Raw genomic sequence first — 16313 nt, 5'->3', positions numbered from 1 at the left:
CCAGCCTGTCGACCGACGGACCCGCCCTGCCCCGGCGGAAGACGCGGCGGCAGCCGATTCACCCGATCGGTCCCGGTGGCCGGGGCGCGGGCCGTCAGCGGTCTGCGGACCGGGCACCATGGTCGAACGGGATCCCGTCCGGCGCACTGCAGCCGAGGAGGTGCCCATGGGCCGGCGCTTCATGGTGCTCAGCGCCACCATGGGCGCGGGGCACGACGCGGTCGCGCGTGAACTGGCACGCCGGCTCACCGCCGCGGGCCACGAGGTGCTGGTGCACGACGTGTTGACGCTTCTCCCGAGGGGCACCGGCGCGGCCCTGCGTGCGTGCTACCGCTTCTCCGTACGCCACGTTCCCGGTGCCTACGCGGCCGTCCACGCCGTCTTTCTCGCGCCGAGAGCGCGGACGCACGCTCCGCAGGGCCGGCGGCGGCACCCAGGCGTGTCCGTACCGGCCGCCCTTGCCGAAGCCCGGCTCCGCGCGCTGGTGGACCGGTGGCGGCCGGACGCTGTCGTCTGCACCTTTCACCTCGCCGGTCAATTCACCGGCCGGATGCGTGAACGCGGCACCCTCGCCGTTCCCAGCGCTGTCTTCGTCACGGACTTCGCCGTGCACCGCGGCTGGCTCCACCCGGCCAACGACCTGTACCTGTGCGTCACCGAGGTCGCCGCGCAAGCCGTCCGCGCGGCGACCGGGTGCCCGGTCGCCGCCCCGGGCCCCGTCGTGCCGCCCGCGTTCCTCCGGCCGGCCGGTCCGGGGACGTGGCACTGGGCGGGCGACCGCCCCGCGGTGCTGATCGGCTCCGGAGCCTGGGGCGTCGGGTCCGGACTGACGCGTACGGCGGCGGCGTTGGCGGGCCACGGCTGCCTTCCGGTGCTGCTGTGCGGACGCGACGAGCGGCTGCGGCGGCAGGCCGCCCGTGTGCCGGGCGCGGTCGCCCTGGGCTGGGTGGAGGATCTGCCGCAACTGATGGCCTCCGCACGGCTTCTGATCGACAACGCGGCAGGTCAAACCGCGGTGCAGGCCCTCGCGGCGGGACTACCCGTCATCGGCTACCGGCCCCTGGCGGGGCACGGGGCCGCGGGCGTGCGGGCGATGGCGGCGGATGGTCTGACAACGTGTGCTCGGAGCCTCGACGAACTGCTGTCGGCGGTCGACGCGCTGCTGCCTCCCGGCCCGGTGCGGGACGGAAGGATCACTCGCGGCCTGTCGGTCCTTCAGGACGACGCGGCACGCTTCGTCGCCGACCTGGCTGACGGCGTACCCCCGGCCGCCTGACATCCCGGCGCCGGCTGACGGCCCGGACGCCCGGCCCGTCAGCCGAAGCGCTCGGCCAGACGGCGGAACACGGCGGGCGCCACGCCGTGAATGCGGGCCGGCAGGCGCAGCCACCTGGGGATGAAGAGCTCCGACCGGTTCCGCCGCACGACCGCACGCCAGATCGCTTCTGCCACCTGCTCCGCCGGGACGGGCTTCAGGACGGTGTTGCGGCAGGGCGTCCCGCGCCGGACGAAAAACGGCGTGTCGACCACGCCCGGGAGGACGAGGCAGATCTCGACGCCGCTCCCCCGCAGTTCGTACCGGAGGCTGTCGGCGAACGCCCCCAGTGCCGCCTTGGCCGCCGAGTACACGGCCTCGTCCTCGACTCCCACCGCCCCTGCGATGGAACCCATCAGTACGATTCGGCCCCTCCTCCGCTCGACCATCCGCGGGAGGAGCAGACGCACCAGGCGCACCACGGACGCCAGGTCGACGGCGAGCACCTCGTCGATCGCCGGCAGCGGTATCGAGACGAAGCGCCCTGCCCAGCCGATGCCCGCGGCCGCCACCAGGACATCCACGCCGCCGGCCGCTTCCACCGCCGTACGGGCGAGGTGGTCGGCGTTGACCGGGTCGGTCAGATCGGCGTTGAGGACCGTCCCGCCCGTGCGTGCCGCCACTTGGCTGAGGCGCTCCTTGTCGCGCCCGTGCAACAGCAGCTGCCAGCACCCGTCCACCGCGAAGCGGGTCGCCACGGCCGCGCCGATCCCCGAGGACGCCCCGGTGACCAGGACCACCGGTCTCCTCATAGGAGTCGCTCGGCGGTGGGCGTGTCCTTTCCGCCGAAGGCAGCCGGGGTGTCCCCGGCCGGCCGGATGAGCCGTCGGGCCAACGAGCCGATGAGCGGTGTACGACCGCCCCAGGGCTGGGCGATCCGGTCCACCGAGGCGTCCACGTCCACCTCCCGCGTCATGCGGCCGGCACTGGACGTACCGACCGCTCAGAGGTACCCGCCGTCCGGGACTCGTAACGTGCGCGAGGTGCGCCGGTTGTCCCCTGTAGGGGTTGTGCGTCACTGAAATGGCGGATGTCGGGAACAGCCCTGCATGTCACCTACCTATAGATTGCTCCGGTATATGTCCTTGGGAGCGTCTTCTGCCGGTGCGGCCGCGCCGTGAATCGAGCAGAAGGCACCCGAACGTACGGGAGTTCGTGTGACATCTGAGCCAGGTCCTCGCCTCGATGTGCAGCCGGAGGACGCATACGAGGACGAGCTGCCCGTACGCCGGAGGCAGCCCGGCAACGTAGTGATCAAGTGGCTGACGACCACCGACCACAAGACGATCGGCACGCTGTACATGTCGACGTCCTTCGGCTTCTTCCTCATCGGCGGACTGATGGCGCTGGTGATGCGCGCCGAACTGGCCCGGCCGGGCACGCAGATCGTGTCGAACGAGCAGTTCAACCAGGCGTTCACGATGCACGGCACGGTCATGCTGCTGATGTTCGCGACGCCGCTGTTCGCCGGTTTCGCGAACTGGATCATGCCGCTGCAGATCGGCGCGCCGGACGTGGCCTTCCCGCGTCTGAACATGTTCGCCTACTGGCTGTACCTCTTCGGCTCGCTGATCGCGGTGGCCGGCTTCCTCACCCCGCAGGGTGCGGCCGACTTCGGCTGGTTCGCCTACAACCCGCTGTCCAACGGCGAACACACGCCGGGCGTGGGCGGGGACTTGTGGGTCATGGGTCTGGCCTTCTCCGGCTTCGGTACGATCCTCGGCTCGGTCAACTTCATCACCACGATCATCTGCATGCGCGCTCCCGGCATGACGATGTTCCGGATGCCCATGTTCACCTGGACCGTGCTGCTGACCGGTGTGCTGGTCCTGCTCGCCTTCCCGGTCCTGGCGGCCGCGCTGTTCGCCCTGGAGGCGGACCGCAAGTTCGGAGCGCATGTCTTCGACGCGTCCAACGGTGGCGCTCTGCTGTGGCAGCACCTCTTCTGGTTCTTCGGCCATCCAGAGGTCTACATCATCGCCCTGCCGTTCTTCGGCATCATTTCGGAGGTCATTCCGGTCTTCTCCCGCAAGCCGCTGTTCGGTTACATCGGCCTGGTGGGTGCCACGATCGCGATCGCCGGCCTGTCCGTGACGGTGTGGGCGCACCACATGTACGTCACCGGCGGTGTGCTGCTGCCGTTCTTCTCCTTCATGACGTTCCTGATCGCCGTTCCGACGGGCGTGAAGTTCTTCAACTGGATCGGAACGATGTGGAAGGGCTCGTTGTCCTTCGAGACACCGATGCTGTGGTCGATCGGCTTCCTGGTGACGTTCTTGTTCGGTGGCCTGACCGGCATCATTCTGGCCTCGCCGCCGCTGGACTTCCACGTCTCCGACTCGTACTTCGTCGTCGCGCACTTCCACTACGTCGTCTTCGGCACCGTGGTGTTCGCGATGTTCGCCGGATTCCACTTCTGGTGGCCGAAGTTCACGGGCAGGATGCTGGACGAGCGGCTCGGCAAGATCACCTTCTGGACGCTGTTCATCGGCTTCCACGGCACGTTCCTGGTGCAGCACTGGCTGGGCGCGGAGGGCATGCCGCGTCGTTACGCGGACTACCTCGCGGTCGACGGCTTCACCGCGCTGAACACCATCTCGACGATCGCCTCGTTCCTGCTCGGTGCGTCGATGCTGCCGTTCATGTACAACATCTGGAAGACGGCGAGGTACGGGAAGATGGTCGAGGTCGACGACCCGTGGGGCTACGGCCGTTCGCTGGAATGGGCCACGTCCTGCCCGCCGCCCCGGCACAACTTCACCACCCTGCCCCGCATCCGCTCCGAGTCCCCGGCGTTCGACCTGCACCATCCCGGCATCGCGACGCTCGACCATGTGACCGACGCGGGCCGACGCGATGTGTACGAGCCGGGGCAGGGAGTTGCTCCGCCGCTCGGCGACGGCAAGAACGGGAGGTGAGCGGTCCGGTGCGGCAGCGGGAGACCGAGTCCGAGATCGCTGAGGGTATCGCCCGGATCGAGGGCTATCTGCTCGCCCGGAGCCATGTGCAGGAGGCCGAACGGGATGCGGAGGCGTTCGCCGACCGGATGCCCTGGCTGACCACCGGGCAGCGCGAGGAAGTCGTCCGCGTCTACACCGGGGACCGCATCACGGTGTCACGGCGCGTTCTCGAGGCGCTGGTGGCACGGTCCCAGGAGCTGCGTGCGGAGTACACGGCCCGCTACGAGGAGCTCAGGCGCCGTCTGCTGTGCGCGAGCGTCGCGGCGCTGGTCGGCTCAGCGGCCCTGTGCGTGTTCGCGGGATTCCTGGCCGCCTACCGTTAGGGGCCTCGGACTTTCCGCTGGTGCGGCCCTTCCCAGGGATGGGCGCCTGCGGTGCCGTGAGCCGGGGGCGCCACCGGCTCACGGCACGGCCTTTCGCCGGGCGATACTGGTGGGATGAGCACGTCTGCGCTCGGAGCGACCGGCCTGCGGCAACGCCTCGGCAGAAGCCTCTCCGCGCGCGTCGCGGGGCCATCCGGCCCCGCGACGCGCGCCCGGATCCATGACACCCCGGGGCCCCGGTGGTTCGGCCCGGACCGGCCCATCCGTACCGTCCACGGCGACGCCTCGATGTTCATCGGCGGCCTGAGCGCTCTGCTGCTGCAGACCCTTCACCCGCTGGCCATGGCGGCCGTGGCGGCCCACTCCGGCTATCGGGGCGACCCGTGGGGACGGCTCCAGCGCACCAGCACGTTTCTGGCAGTGACGACGTACGGAACGGCCGACGACGCGCAGCACGCGGTGGACATGGTCCGGGCGGTCCACGAGAGGGTGACCGGCACGGCGGAAACCGGTGAGGCCTACCGTGCCTCCGACCCGCATCTCCTTGCCTGGGTGCATGTCGCGGAGGTCGACAGCTTTCTGCGCGCCCACCAGCGCTACGGCGCCCACCCGCTGGACGACGCCGGCTGCGACGGCTACATCGCCGACACGGCACGGGTGGCGACGGCGCTGGGCGTCGTCGACCCGCCGAAGGACCGACGGGAGCTGGCCGAACGGCTGGCCGCCTACCGCGCCGAACTCCGGCCCACCGAGCAAGCCCGGGAGGCGGCCCGCTTCATGCTGCTCCATCCGCCGCTGCCCTGGGCGGCCCGTACCCCGTACGCGCTCCTGGCCGCGAACGCGGTCTCCATGCTTCCGCCGTGGGCCCGCAAACCGCTCGGCCTGCCCTACCTGCCGACCGTCGAGCGGTCCTGTGTGCGGCTCGGCGGGCTCGCGCTGACCCGCACGATCCGATGGGCCATGGCGCCGCCTGCCCGGAGCGGCGACACAAGCCGCTGAGGTCTTTCGTATCCACCCCGCTGCGCCGGCCACTCTCCGTTTGTCGGGGGAGCCACCGCCCGTACGGGGCCGGGTCCGTACAGGACCGGGTTGCGCCCGTACAAACCGGGTTCAGACAGGGATCCGTACGGCCAGGAGCGCGACGTCGTCCTCGTTCTGCGGCGGGCGGGCCCGCTCGAGCAGATGGTCGCTGAACGGCTCCAGCGTGCGGTGGGCCAGGGACGCGGCGTTCCGGCGCAGCCGCTCCAGGCCCTCGTCCAGGGAGTGGCCCGGGGCCTCGATCAGGCCGTCCGTGTACAGCACGAGGGTCGATCCTGGCGGCAGCGTCACGGTTCCATCGGCACGGCCTTTCGGGGCCTCGTGGGCCTCGAGGCCCAAAAGGACGCCGTGGCCGTCGGTGAGGAACTCGGCCATGCCGTCGTGCGTGACCAGCAGGGGCGGCGGGTGGCCGGCGTTGGTCCAGGTCATCTGGAACCGTCCGTCGTCGCCCACCGTCAGCCGGGCGTAGACCAGGGTGGCCATGGAGGCTTCGGCGATGTGCAGGGACGCGTGGTCGAGCCACTCGACGATCTTGCTCGGCGGTTCGTGATGCGCCCAGGCGTAGGCGCGGAGCATGTTGCGCAGCTGCGCCATACCGGCGGCGGCGTCCAGGTCGTGTCCGACGACATCACCGATGGCCAGGGCCGTGGCGCCGTCGCTCAGGGTGAAGGCGTCGTACCAGTCGCCGCCGACCTGCGAGGCATTGGGTGCCGGCAGGTAGCGGGCGGTCATCTCCAGCCCCGGCACGCTCGGCAGCTGGGGCAGCAGATGACGTTGCATGGTCTCGGCGACCTTGCGCTGCCGCTGGTAGAGGCGGGCGTTGGCCAGGGCCAGGCCGGCTCGGCGTGCGATGTCCTCGAGCAGCGCGATGTCCGCCGCGGTGAACGGCTTCGGCTGCTCGGAGCGGCCCAGCGTGATGGCTCCCAGGATCTCCTGTACGCCGCGTATGGGGGCGATGGCCGCCGAGTGCATGCCGGTGATGCCGAACAGGCGGCGCTGCTCCACCGCGATACCCGAGTCCGGTGGGCCTTGGTAGGTCTCCGGTCCGGCCAACGCGGACGACACACCGCGAAGGGCCCGGGACAGGGGCATCGGCGAATCCTCCGGCACCGGCGGCATCGGTCCCTCGAGTTCCTCCATGTGCACCATTACCCCGTCCTCCGCGTGCACGACGGCGCGGCGCCACACCTCGTCGCGCTCGGTGATCACGTCGATGACGGCCCAGTCCGCGAGGCGGGGCAGCACCAGGTTCACCAGCCTGCGCAGCGCCTCGTCGACGTCCAGTGTGGAGGTCAGCGTCGTGGTCGTCTCGGCCAGCAGGGCCAGCCGCTGGAGCTCGGAGAGCGACGCGGTGGGCCGGTCGGGGAGTTCGGCGGGCGCACCCGAGGTATCGCGGAGATGGAAGACCACGAGGGTGGCCGTGGTCCGGTCGTCGATGTCGCAGGGCGTGACCAACCACGACACCGGCAGCATCGAGCCGTCGCCGCGTTCGATCCACTCGTTCGCCCCTTGCGCCGTGCCTCCGGCGAAGACGGCCTGCCGCACCGGGCACTGAGCCCTCGCGATGGGCTCTGCATGGCGGTTGCGGTGCAGCATGTCGTGCGCGTCCTGACCGACAAGTTCTGCCGCGGCCCGGCCCAGGAGCTGCTCCGCCCGGGCATTGACGCCGATGATGCACCCCTCGTCGTCCGTCAGATAGGCGCCGGTATGCAGGGCACCCAACGCCCCGGTCAGCGCATCCAGAGCCTTGTCCGAAGACCCGTCGCCGACCGTTTCCACCGTCTTGGGGTCCGTCATGTCGTTGCCTCCTCTGGCCGAAGGGCCCACCCTGCCGTCCGGCGTCCGTCCTTGTCATCTCTCCACATGCCCCGAGGGGCTGATATGACGCTCGCAGGTCAGCCGGGCCGCAGGGCGTTGCACCGGATGCGCCGGGTTCGCCCTGACAGGGTGCACGCCCGGAGGCGTGCTGCCGCCAGAGGACGGCCGGTCCACGGTATTGCACGCGGAGGTCTGCCGAGCTGACGACCGGGCGGGCCCGAGGCCGCTCCGGAAGCCGACAGGTGTTCGTGCTTGCTGGTCCATGACCGCGCAGGGGGGCCGGGCCGCCCCTGCGCGGAGCGCGCTACGGATGGGCGTAGGGCCTCGTGAACTCCATGTTGTGGCCGTTCGGGTCGTCGACGTACGCGCCACGGCCGCCGAAGAGGCGATTGATCGACCCGGTTCGGTGTGGCTGGGGTCGGCGTAACAGGTGCCCCCGGCCGCATCGAGCCGGGCGACCATGGCGTCGAACTGCTCGTCGGGCACGAGGAACGCGTAGTGCTGCGACTGGAGGCCCTGGGCCTGCCGAAGGACCGATCGCGGCACCTGCTCCGCGAGGACCGTCCGCGCACAGACCGCCCGGCGCAAATACAATGAACTCGGGCTCCGCGGCCCAGCCGATCCGGATCCACCGTGCGCCGCACGAGTGACCGGGCCGGTCGACCTTCGGACGCAGCTCGGAGAGGGCCATGACCCGGCGCCGTCCCCTGCGATCGGCGACCGCCGACGAGATGCTGACAACCCTTGGGCGTCTCACGGACCGTGTGCGCCAAGGCGCGGAGCGGCAGAAGGCCCGGGTCGAACTGGCCGAGGCGCTGCAGCGTTCGATGCTGCCCGCCTGCCTTCCGACCGTCCCGGGGCTGCGGGTCGCGGCCGCGTACGCACCGGCACGCAACGGTCTCGACATCGGCGGTGACTGGTACGACGGCTTCACGCTGCCCGACGGCTCCCTCGGCTTCTCCATCGGCGACGTGCAGGGCCACGACGTGGAGGCCGCCGCCTTCATGGGGCAGGTACGCATCGGACTGCGCGCCGTGGCCACCGCCACCCCCGACCCGGGCGAAGTGCTCCGCCGGGCCAACGAGCTGCTGTTGTCAGTGGACCACGGGCTCTTCGCGACGTGCAGCTTCCTCCGCTACCACCCGGCCACCGGCGAGCTGGAGAGCGCCCGAGCAGGGCATGTGCCCGCCGTGTGGGCGACAGCCGGCGGGTACGGCGGGATCGTCGAGGACGAGGGCGGTGTGCCGCTCGGCATCCTGCCCGGCGAGCAGTACCCGGTCCAGCGGCGCCGGCTGGCCGACGGCGGCGCGTTCGTCCTGCTGACCGACGGTGTCGTCGAAGGGCCCTCGTACACCCTCGAGGCGGGCCTGGAGGCAGTCACCCGGCTGGTCCACTCCTCGGTGCAGCAGGGCGTGGACGCGGGGGAACTGGCCGCACAGGTGATGGAGGCGGCGGCGCTCACCGAGCACACGGACGACGCGGCGGTCCTGGTGCTGCTCCACGATCCGGTGGAGGCCGCCGCGGCAGCGCCGTACGCATCGGACATCGGATAGATCGGAGCCGTGCGCCGCGCGTGTCACGCGGACTCGGCGGCGCGCACGCTGTGGGATGAAAGGCGTGGTCCGCAGCGAGCAAGTCCGACGTACGGCCGCAGCGCTGCTGCGGATCCTGGCCGTTGCCGCCGCCTACTGGGTCGGCGGGCAGATCGGCCTGCTTCAGCAGCTGGTCGTGGAGGGGGCGGTGGTCACGCCGCTGTGGCCGCCCACGGGCATCGCCCTGACCTGCCTGCTGTGGCTGGGGGCAGGGGTGTGGCCCGGGATCGCCCTCGGCACGGCGATCACCATCGCCACCATCAACTCCATGGACATCGCATCCCTCGGCATCCTGGCCGGGAACACGATCGCGCCTGTGGCCGCCTATCTGATGCTCCGGCGGATCGGCTTCCGGACGGAGCTCGACCGGCTGCGCGACGGGCTGGCGCTCATCTTCCTCGGCGCGATGGGCGGCATGCTGATCAGCGCGACGCTCGGCGCGGGAAGCCTGCTGGCGAACGGATCCCTGCCGCTCGGCGAGTTCTGGCCTGTGTGGTCGGCATGGTGGGCCGGAGACGCCATGGGGGTCCTCGTGATCACGCCGGTTCTGCTCGTGCTGCGCCGGGCCGCGGTCCCCCGCGTGACCCGGCCCTACTGGTGGACCGAGGCCATTGCCCTCGCGGTGGCGTCGCCGGCCGTCGCGGTGATCGCGACCCGGGTGGAACTGTCGCTGCTGTTCCTGGTGTTCCCGCTGCTGATCTGGGCCGCCCTGCGCTTTCAGCTGCCCGGCTCCGCCCCGTGCGCGCTGATGATCTCCGTGCTGGCGATCGGGGCGGCCATGGACCGTGCCGGCCCGTTCGCCGACCGTTCCATTCTGGAGGTCATGATCATTCTCCAGGCTCTCAACGGGTGTGCGGCACTGACCGGCCTGCTGCTGGCGGCGATCATCACCGAGCAGATCGGCATCCGCCGCAAAATCGAAGACGCATGTGCGTCTCTGGCCGAGGTCGTCGACCAGATCGCGCCGGGCGAGACGGCACACCTGTGGCCGCCCTACGAGCGCCGCCCGCGTCTGGAGGATTAGCTGTCAGCCCCCGAACGCGGCGGAGGGCATCCCCTCTCCCGCGTCCGGCACCACCAGCAGGGAGCCGGAGAGCGGGTGCGGGCGGGAGAGACCTGTGCGGGCGGTCGTGATGTACAGGTCGCGGAGTCCGGGGCCGCCGAAGGCGCAGGCGGTGGGGCGGCGTACGGGGAGTTCGAGGGTGCGGTCCAGGTCACCGCGCGGGGTGTACCTGCACAGCCGGGCGCCGTCCCAGAAGGTGACCCAGACACAGCCCTCGGCATCGACGGTGAGACCGTCCGGGAAGCCCGCGCCGGGTTCGACGGTGACGAACGGCCTGCGGTCGAGGGGCAGTTCGCCGGACATCCGGCAGACGTCGACGCGCCGGGTCGGGCTGTCGACGTAGTACATGAGCAGGCCGTCCGGGCTCCAGCCGGTGCCGTTACTGACGGCCACGTCGCCGAACACCTCGATGGCGGCGCCGTCGGGTGCGAAGCGGGAGAGGCTGCCGCCGCCGGCCGTCTCGTCGTAGCGCATGGTGCCCGCCCACAGCGCCCCGTCCGCGGCGACGGCCGCGTCGTTGCCGCGCCGGCCCGGAACCGGTCGGCGCGCCAGCCAGGAGAACACGCCGTCGGTGTCGTACAGGCCGACGCCCTCCTGGAGGTTGACCACCAGGCCCCCGCCCGCCCGGGGCTTGGCGGCCCCCACGTGCTGCTCGGTGGTCATGACGGTGCGGCGGCCGCTCGCGGGGTCGTAGGTGTGGACCCGGCAGGCCAGGATGTCCACCCATATCAGCCGCCCTGTCGCGGGGTCCCAGGTGGCCCCCTCTCCCAGCGAGGCCCATTCCCTTACCGCGACCTCCGCGACCTGCGCCCTCACCGCTTACCCCGGTGGCCGAGCCGTACGGACAGGTCCCCGGCCCCCTTGTCGGCCAGCTGGGCGAGCTCGGTCTCGCGCTCCTCGCTCCAGCGGATCATGGGCACGGAGATGGACAGGGCGGCGACGACCCGCCCCGCGCTGTCGCGCACGGGAGCCGCGACGCAGCTCACGTCCGGGTTGGACTCACGGTGCTCGACGGCGATGCCGCGCTCGCGGATCCCGGCGAGAGCGGCCCGCAGCTCGTCAGGGTCGGTGAGGCTCTCGGGTGTCATCGCGACCAGTTCCCTGCCCTCGATGCGGGCGTCGAGCTCGTCCCCCGGGAGGGACGCCAACAGCATCTTCCCGACGGAGGTGCAGTGTGCGGGCAGTCTGCGGCCGGCGGCAGAGACCATGCGGACCGCATGGGTGGAGTCGACTTTCGCGATGTAGATGACGTCGGTGTCCTCGAGGATCGCGACATGCACGGTCTCGTCGCAGGTCTCCGCCACCTCGCGAGCCACCCGCCCGCCCTCCGCGGCCAGGTCGAGCTGCTCCGCGTAACGACTGCCGAGTTGGTAGGCGCGCACCCCCAGGCGGTACTGGCCGGGCTGCTCCGGCACGGTGACGAGGTAGGAGCGGGCGGCGAGGGTGGTGAGCAGCTCGTGCACGGTGGTGCGCGGCAGTTGGAGCTTGCGGGTGACATCCGGTGCGGAGAGGGGCCCGTCGCACTCCAGGAACAACTCGAGTATGTCGAAAGCCCTCGTCACCGCGGGGACAAGGCGTGCCATGACTGCCACCCACTCTCTGTTCGATACTCCGACCAATGACCGATATGACGAACGCAGGCTATCCGCAGGGCAGTCGGCCGGGCAATGGTCCCGCCGGAACAGCCGCTGCGTATCCCATTGACACCCCGTCGGCACGATGATTACGGTCTCGCCAACATTTCGAACACATGACGAAATTTCGAACAGACCCGAGGGGCAACTGCCGTGCGCATCACGGGAATCAGCACTCACGTCGTCGGGACCCCCTGGCGCAATCTCACCTATGTGCTCGTCCACACCGACGAAGGACTCACCGGCGTCGGCGAGACGCGGATGCTCGGCCGCACCGACGCGCTGATCGGATATCTCCGGGAGGCGGAGGCCAACCACATCGCCGGATCCGACCCGTTCGCGGTCGAGGACCTGGTGCGACGGATGAAGTACGGCGACTACGGTCGGGCCGGCGAGATCGTCATGTCCGGCATCGCCTGTGTGGAGACGGCCTGTTGGGACATCAAGGGCAAGGCGCTGGGCGTGCCCGTCTGGCAGCTCCTCGGCGGCAGGGTGACCGACCGGGTCAAGGCATACGCCAACGGCTGGTACACCACGGAGCGGACGCCGGAGGCGTACCACAAGGCCGCCGCCGAGGTCGTGGCCCGCGGCTACCGCGCGCTGAAGATCGACCCGTTCGGCACGGGCCACTACGAGCTGAGCCATGAACAGAGCCTGCTCGCCCTGTCGTTGATCGAAGCGGTCCGTGACGCGATCGGGCCGGAGACGGAGCTGATGCTGGAGATGCACGGTCGGTTCAGCCCCGCGACGGCGGTGCGCCTGGCCCGCGAACTGGCCCCCTTCCGGCCCGCGTGGCTGGAGGAGCCCGTGCCCCCGGAGAACCTCAAGGCGCTCAAGAAGGTCGCCGACAAGGTGGACCTGCCGGTCGCAACGGGCGAGCGCATCCACGACCGGATCGAGTTCAGGGAGCTGTTCGAGTCCCAGGCGGCCGACATCATCCAGCCGGACGTGGGCCACATCGGCGGCATCCTGGAGACCCGCAAGCTGGCGGCCACGGCGGAGACGCACTACATGCTTGTCGCCCCGCACAACGTCGGCGGTTCGGTGCTCACTGCGGCTACGCTCCAACTTGCCGCCTGCACACCGAACTTCAAGATCCTGGAGCACTTCAACGACTTCGCCGACGCGGAGATCAAGAAGGTGGTCAAGGGCGCCCCCGCCGTTGATCCCGAGACCGGATGCTTCGAGGTGTCGCATGCCCCGGGCCTCGGGGTCGAGCTGGACGTGGCGGCCGCGGCCGAATTCCCGAAGCGGAAGGCTCGGTTCGACCTGTGGGCCGAGGGATGGGAACAGAGGGCGCCGAAGTGAGCCGTTCACTGATCGTCGACCGGCCCGGCGCACATCGCCTGGTGCGCCGCGAGGTCCCGGTACCCGGCCCCGGCGAGGTCCTGGTGCGGGTCGCGGCGGCCGGCATCTGCATGAGCGACCGCGAGGTGTACGACGGCCGCCGCGACGCGGGCTACGTCCGCTATCCGGTCGTTCCCGGCCACGAGTGGTCGGGAACCGTGGAAGCCGTGGGCGAGGGCGTGGACCCCGCGCTCACCGGCCGCAGGACCGTCGCGGAGGGGTTCCGGGCATGCGGCGTGTGCGAGCGCTGCCGATGCGGCGAGACAAGTCTGTGCGACGGCGGATACGCCGAGACCGGATTCACCGAGCCGGGCGCGTTCGCCGATCATCTGACGTTGCCCGCACGGCTGTTGCATCCCTTGCACGACGCCGCCGACCTGCGGGCCGCGGCCCTGTTGGAGCCGGCCGCCGTGGTCGCCGCGGCCGTGCGGGCCGGCCGGCCCGGCGCCGGGGAGCGGATCGCGGTGGTCGGCGCGGGCACCCTCGGCCTGCTCGCCGTACAGCTGCTGGCCGCGTCGTCACCGGCCGAGCTCACCGTGGTCGACCCCCGCCGGGCGCGCGGCGAGCAGGCGCTGCGGTTCGGGGCGACTGAGGCGCTGAGCCCCGAGCAGTCCACGTCCGCGCGGGGCCGTTTCGGCCTGGTGGTGGAGACCGCGGGGGCGCCGACCACGGCGGCCTCTGCCTGCCTGCTGGCGCGTCGGGGCGGCCGGGTGGTGCTCACGGGCATGTTCACCCCCGGCGCGATCGGCATCGACCCCGTACATCTCTCGGTGAGCCAGCTGGAGATCCGGAGCATCTTCGGCGCGTCGTCGTCCGCCTGGTCGGATGCCGTGCGGGCGTTCGGGCTCGGGCTGATCGACCCGGCTCCGCTGATCACGCACGAGTATCCGCTGGAGCGCTTCGACGAGGCCATCGCCCTGGTCGGCGCCGGCGACCCGAAGACCGGAAAGGTTCTGCTGCGCCCGTAGAGGGCCCTGGGAACTCTCCGCCCGTACGGCAAACCGAAGCCCGCCCTTCCCGCCGCGCCCTCCCCCCTTTACTTCCGACACACCGAACTTTTACTTCCGACACACCGAACTTGGGAGTCCTGTGACCGCCCCGTCAGTAGCTCGCCGCCCCGGCGGCGAAGCCCTCGCCCACATCGGCCATCCCATCCCCCCCGTCGATCCGTCCGACGCCTCGCCGCACACGTTCCCCGACGGCGGTGCCTGGCGCACGGAGATCCCCTCGGTGGAAGGCCCGGAAGCGCTGGACGTCGTCCTCAAGGAGAGCTCGCGCCTGGACGTGCCCGTCCACCGGATCAGTCAGGGCAGCGGCGTCTGGATGCTCACCGACGACGAGATCACCGATATGGCGGAGTCCTGCGCCGAGCGCGGCATCGAGCTCTGCCTGTTCACCGGGCCGCGCGGCACCTGGGACATCGGGGCCGCCACCCGTACCGAGTCCGGCGGTGCCGGGCTCCGAGCCCGAGGGCACGACGCACTCGCAGGCTGCGTCGAAGATGCCCTGCGGGCCACCCGGTTGGGCGTGCGCTGCCTGCTCGTCGCCGACGAGGGCGTGCTGTGGACGCTGCACCGGCTGCGCGCCGCGGGTCAGCTGCCCCCCGACACCACGTTCAAGCTGTCCGCGCTCGCCGCCCCCGTCAACCCCGCCTCCTACGCCGTCTACGAACAACTCGGCGCCGACTCCCTCAATGTGCCCTCCGACCTGACCCTGGACCACCTGACCGAGATCCGCCGGGTCAGCCGCGCCCCCATGGACATGTACGTCGAGGCGCCCGACGACCTCGGCGGTTACATCCGGATGTACGAGGCGGCCGAGCTGATCCGGCGCGGCGCCCCGATCTACCTCAAGTTCGGCCTCAGCCGGTCGGCCGGCATCTACCCGTACGGCGCCCAACTGCGCGACCACACGCTGGCCACCGCTCGTGAGCGGGTGCGGCGCGGCCGTCTTGCGCTCGACCTGCTGGCCCGGCTGGGCGCGGACGGCGGGATGTCGCCGCTCGGTTCCCGGCTGCCGGGCCAACTCCGCCGCTTCGCCGTCCCGGAAGGGGACTGACTCCATGACCACCCGCACCCGCGTCCGCCGTCTCCCACGCCCGCGCACCCGCGGCGCGCGCATCGCCGCCGCCACGGCACTGGCCACGCTGCTCGCCGTTCCGCTCACCGCCTGCGGCCAGGAGGCCAGAGGCGGCAGCCGCTACCAGGCGGACGACGGCAAGGGCGGCACGATCGGCCTGGCGATGCCCACCAAGTCCTCGGAGCGATGGATCGCCGACGGGCGCAACATGGCCGAGCAGTTCCGGAAGGCCGGCTACAAGACCGACCTGCAGTACGGCGACGACAAGGTGGAGAACCAGATCGCCCAGCTCGAGAACATGATCACCAAGGGGCGCCGGCTCCTGGTGGTCGCCGCCATCGACGGTTCGGCGCTCACCGAGGTACTCCAACGCGCGCACGACGCCAAGATCCCCGTGATCTCGTACGACCGCCTCATCATGGGCACACAGAACGTCGACTACTACGCCTCGTTCGACAACGAGCGGGTCGGCGAGTTGCAGGCCCGCTACATAGTCGACCGGCTGGAACTCGGCGAGCCCGACAAGGAAGCGGACGAGAAGCACACGCTCGAGCTGTTCGCAGGCTCCCCCGACGACAACAACACCACGTACTTCTGGAAGGGCGCCATGAAGGTGCTCCAGCCGTACTTCGACAGCGGGCAGCTCGTCGTGCGCAGCGGGCAGACGAAGATGAGCCAGGCCACCACGCTGCGCTGGGACGGGGGCACCGCGCAGAAGCGGATGGACGACCTGATCAGCAAGAGCTACGCCGAGCAGCGCGTAGACGCGGTCCTCTCGCCGTACGACGGAATCTCGATCGGCGTCATCTCCGCGCTCAAGAGCGCCGGTTACGGCACGAAGAGTCTGCCGCTGCCGGTCGTCACCGGGCAGGACGCCGAGCTGGCCTCGGTGAAGTCGATCCTCCGCGGCGAGCAGACCCAGACCGTCTTCAAGGACACCCGAAAACTGGCGGCGCAGACCGTGCGGATGGGCGACGCGGTGCTGAACGGCAAGAAGCCGCAGGTCAACAACACGACCGACTACAACAACGGCAAGAAGAACGTGCCGTCCTATCTGCTGGACCCGGTCAGCATCGACAAGGCCAACACACAACTCCTCGTCGAAGAGGGCTACTTCACGGCAGGGCAGCTCAAGTGACGCGGC

Annotated in this window: 15 protein-coding genes and 1 pseudogene; 10 read left to right on the top strand and 6 right to left on the bottom strand. The window is 70.7% G+C overall.

Translation table 11 applies throughout. From position 1 onward, the window contains the following. Nucleotides 1-166: 166 nt before the first annotated feature. A complete protein-coding gene (locus tag ACIQ7Q_RS11055; RefSeq protein ID WP_403858872.1) occupies nucleotides 167-1276 on the top strand; it encodes a galactosyldiacylglycerol synthase in 1110 nt (369 codons plus the stop codon). Between the two features lie 38 nt (nucleotides 1277-1314). Here the strand turns inward: ACIQ7Q_RS11055 and ACIQ7Q_RS11050 are convergent, their stop codons facing one another. Beyond that, nucleotides 1315-2055 carry an SDR family NAD(P)-dependent oxidoreductase gene (locus tag ACIQ7Q_RS11050; RefSeq protein WP_403858870.1) on the bottom strand — a complete coding sequence of 247 codons (741 nt, stop codon included), beginning with the start codon at nucleotides 2053-2055 and terminating at the stop codon, nucleotides 1315-1317. A gap of 8 nt (nucleotides 2056-2063) precedes the next feature. After that, entirely contained in the window at nucleotides 2064-2231 is a 168-nt protein-coding gene (locus tag ACIQ7Q_RS11045) for a hypothetical protein (protein ID WP_403858868.1), read from the bottom strand. Nucleotides 2232-2472: 241 nt separating this feature from the next. Here ACIQ7Q_RS11045 and ctaD point away from each other — a divergent pair, with 241 nt between their 5' ends. The 3 genes from ctaD (at nucleotide 2473) to ACIQ7Q_RS11030 (ending at nucleotide 5597) form a co-directional block, all read left to right on the top strand. Then, on the top strand, nucleotides 2473-4233 hold the full coding sequence (gene ctaD / locus ACIQ7Q_RS11040) for a cytochrome c oxidase subunit I (protein WP_403858866.1): 1761 nt from the start codon (nucleotides 2473-2475) through the stop codon (nucleotides 4231-4233). Continuing rightward, complete coding sequence (locus ACIQ7Q_RS11035) at nucleotides 4230-4598, top strand: hypothetical protein (protein WP_403858864.1); 369 nt, start codon at nucleotides 4230-4232, stop codon at nucleotides 4596-4598. Before ctaD ends, ACIQ7Q_RS11035 begins: the two co-directional genes overlap by 4 nt. Before the next feature lie 114 nt (nucleotides 4599-4712). Continuing rightward, nucleotides 4713-5597 (top strand): oxygenase MpaB family protein, encoded by an 885-nt coding sequence (locus tag ACIQ7Q_RS11030; RefSeq protein WP_403858862.1) that lies wholly within the window; start codon nucleotides 4713-4715, stop codon nucleotides 5595-5597. Nucleotides 5598-5708: 111 nt separating this feature from the next. On the opposite strand, the gene ACIQ7Q_RS11025 is transcribed toward ACIQ7Q_RS11030, so the two are convergent. Continuing rightward, the gene (locus tag ACIQ7Q_RS11025) at nucleotides 5709-7433 is read right to left on the bottom strand and encodes a SpoIIE family protein phosphatase (RefSeq protein WP_403858860.1); all 1725 of its coding nucleotides are present in this window, start codon (nucleotides 7431-7433) and stop codon (nucleotides 5709-5711) included. Between the two features lie 325 nt (nucleotides 7434-7758). After that, nucleotides 7759-7967, bottom strand: a pseudogene (locus ACIQ7Q_RS11020) (VOC family protein); the annotation flags it as partial. Between the two features lie 176 nt (nucleotides 7968-8143). Here ACIQ7Q_RS11020 and ACIQ7Q_RS11015 point away from each other — a divergent pair. Further along, the gene (locus tag ACIQ7Q_RS11015; RefSeq protein ID WP_403858858.1) at nucleotides 8144-9007 is read left to right on the top strand and encodes a PP2C family protein-serine/threonine phosphatase; all 864 of its coding nucleotides are present in this window, start codon (nucleotides 8144-8146) and stop codon (nucleotides 9005-9007) included. Between the two features lie 64 nt (nucleotides 9008-9071). After that, complete coding sequence (locus tag ACIQ7Q_RS11010) at nucleotides 9072-10070, top strand: MASE1 domain-containing protein (protein ID WP_403858856.1); 999 nt, start codon at nucleotides 9072-9074, stop codon at nucleotides 10068-10070. Between the two features lie 3 nt (nucleotides 10071-10073). On the opposite strand, the gene ACIQ7Q_RS11005 is transcribed toward ACIQ7Q_RS11010, so the two are convergent. Then, the gene (locus ACIQ7Q_RS11005) at nucleotides 10074-10925 is read right to left on the bottom strand and encodes an SMP-30/gluconolactonase/LRE family protein (protein ID WP_403858854.1); all 852 of its coding nucleotides are present in this window, start codon (nucleotides 10923-10925) and stop codon (nucleotides 10074-10076) included. Continuing rightward, entirely contained in the window at nucleotides 10922-11692 is a 771-nt protein-coding gene (locus tag ACIQ7Q_RS11000; RefSeq protein WP_403858852.1) for an IclR family transcriptional regulator, read from the bottom strand. The genes ACIQ7Q_RS11005 and ACIQ7Q_RS11000 overlap by 4 nt, the downstream gene beginning before the upstream one ends. 204 nt (nucleotides 11693-11896) lie before the next feature. Between ACIQ7Q_RS11000 and ACIQ7Q_RS10995 the strand changes: the two genes are divergently transcribed. From ACIQ7Q_RS10995 to chvE, 4 genes are all read left to right on the top strand, one after another. Then, complete coding sequence (locus ACIQ7Q_RS10995; RefSeq protein ID WP_403858850.1) at nucleotides 11897-13051, top strand: mandelate racemase/muconate lactonizing enzyme family protein; 1155 nt, start codon at nucleotides 11897-11899, stop codon at nucleotides 13049-13051. After that, nucleotides 13027-14058, top strand: a complete 1032-nt coding sequence (locus ACIQ7Q_RS10990) for a zinc-binding dehydrogenase (RefSeq protein ID WP_403858848.1) — start codon at nucleotides 13027-13029, stop codon at nucleotides 14056-14058. Before ACIQ7Q_RS10995 ends, ACIQ7Q_RS10990 begins: the two co-directional genes overlap by 25 nt. 121 nt (nucleotides 14059-14179) lie before the next feature. Next, entirely contained in the window at nucleotides 14180-15148 is a 969-nt protein-coding gene (locus tag ACIQ7Q_RS10985; protein ID WP_403858846.1) for a hypothetical protein, read from the top strand. Between the two features lie 4 nt (nucleotides 15149-15152). Beyond that, on the top strand, nucleotides 15153-16307 hold the full coding sequence (gene chvE / locus ACIQ7Q_RS10980) for a multiple monosaccharide ABC transporter substrate-binding protein (RefSeq protein WP_403858844.1): 1155 nt from the start codon (nucleotides 15153-15155) through the stop codon (nucleotides 16305-16307). The last annotated feature ends 6 nt before the right edge of the window (nucleotides 16308-16313 follow it).

The organism is Streptomyces sp. NPDC096176, assembly GCF_044763255.1.
GTDB lineage: Bacteria > Actinomycetota > Actinomycetes > Streptomycetales > Streptomycetaceae > Streptomyces.
The sequence above is the reverse complement of the archived record's forward strand: the minus strand, read 5'-3'. Positions and strand labels throughout refer to the sequence as shown.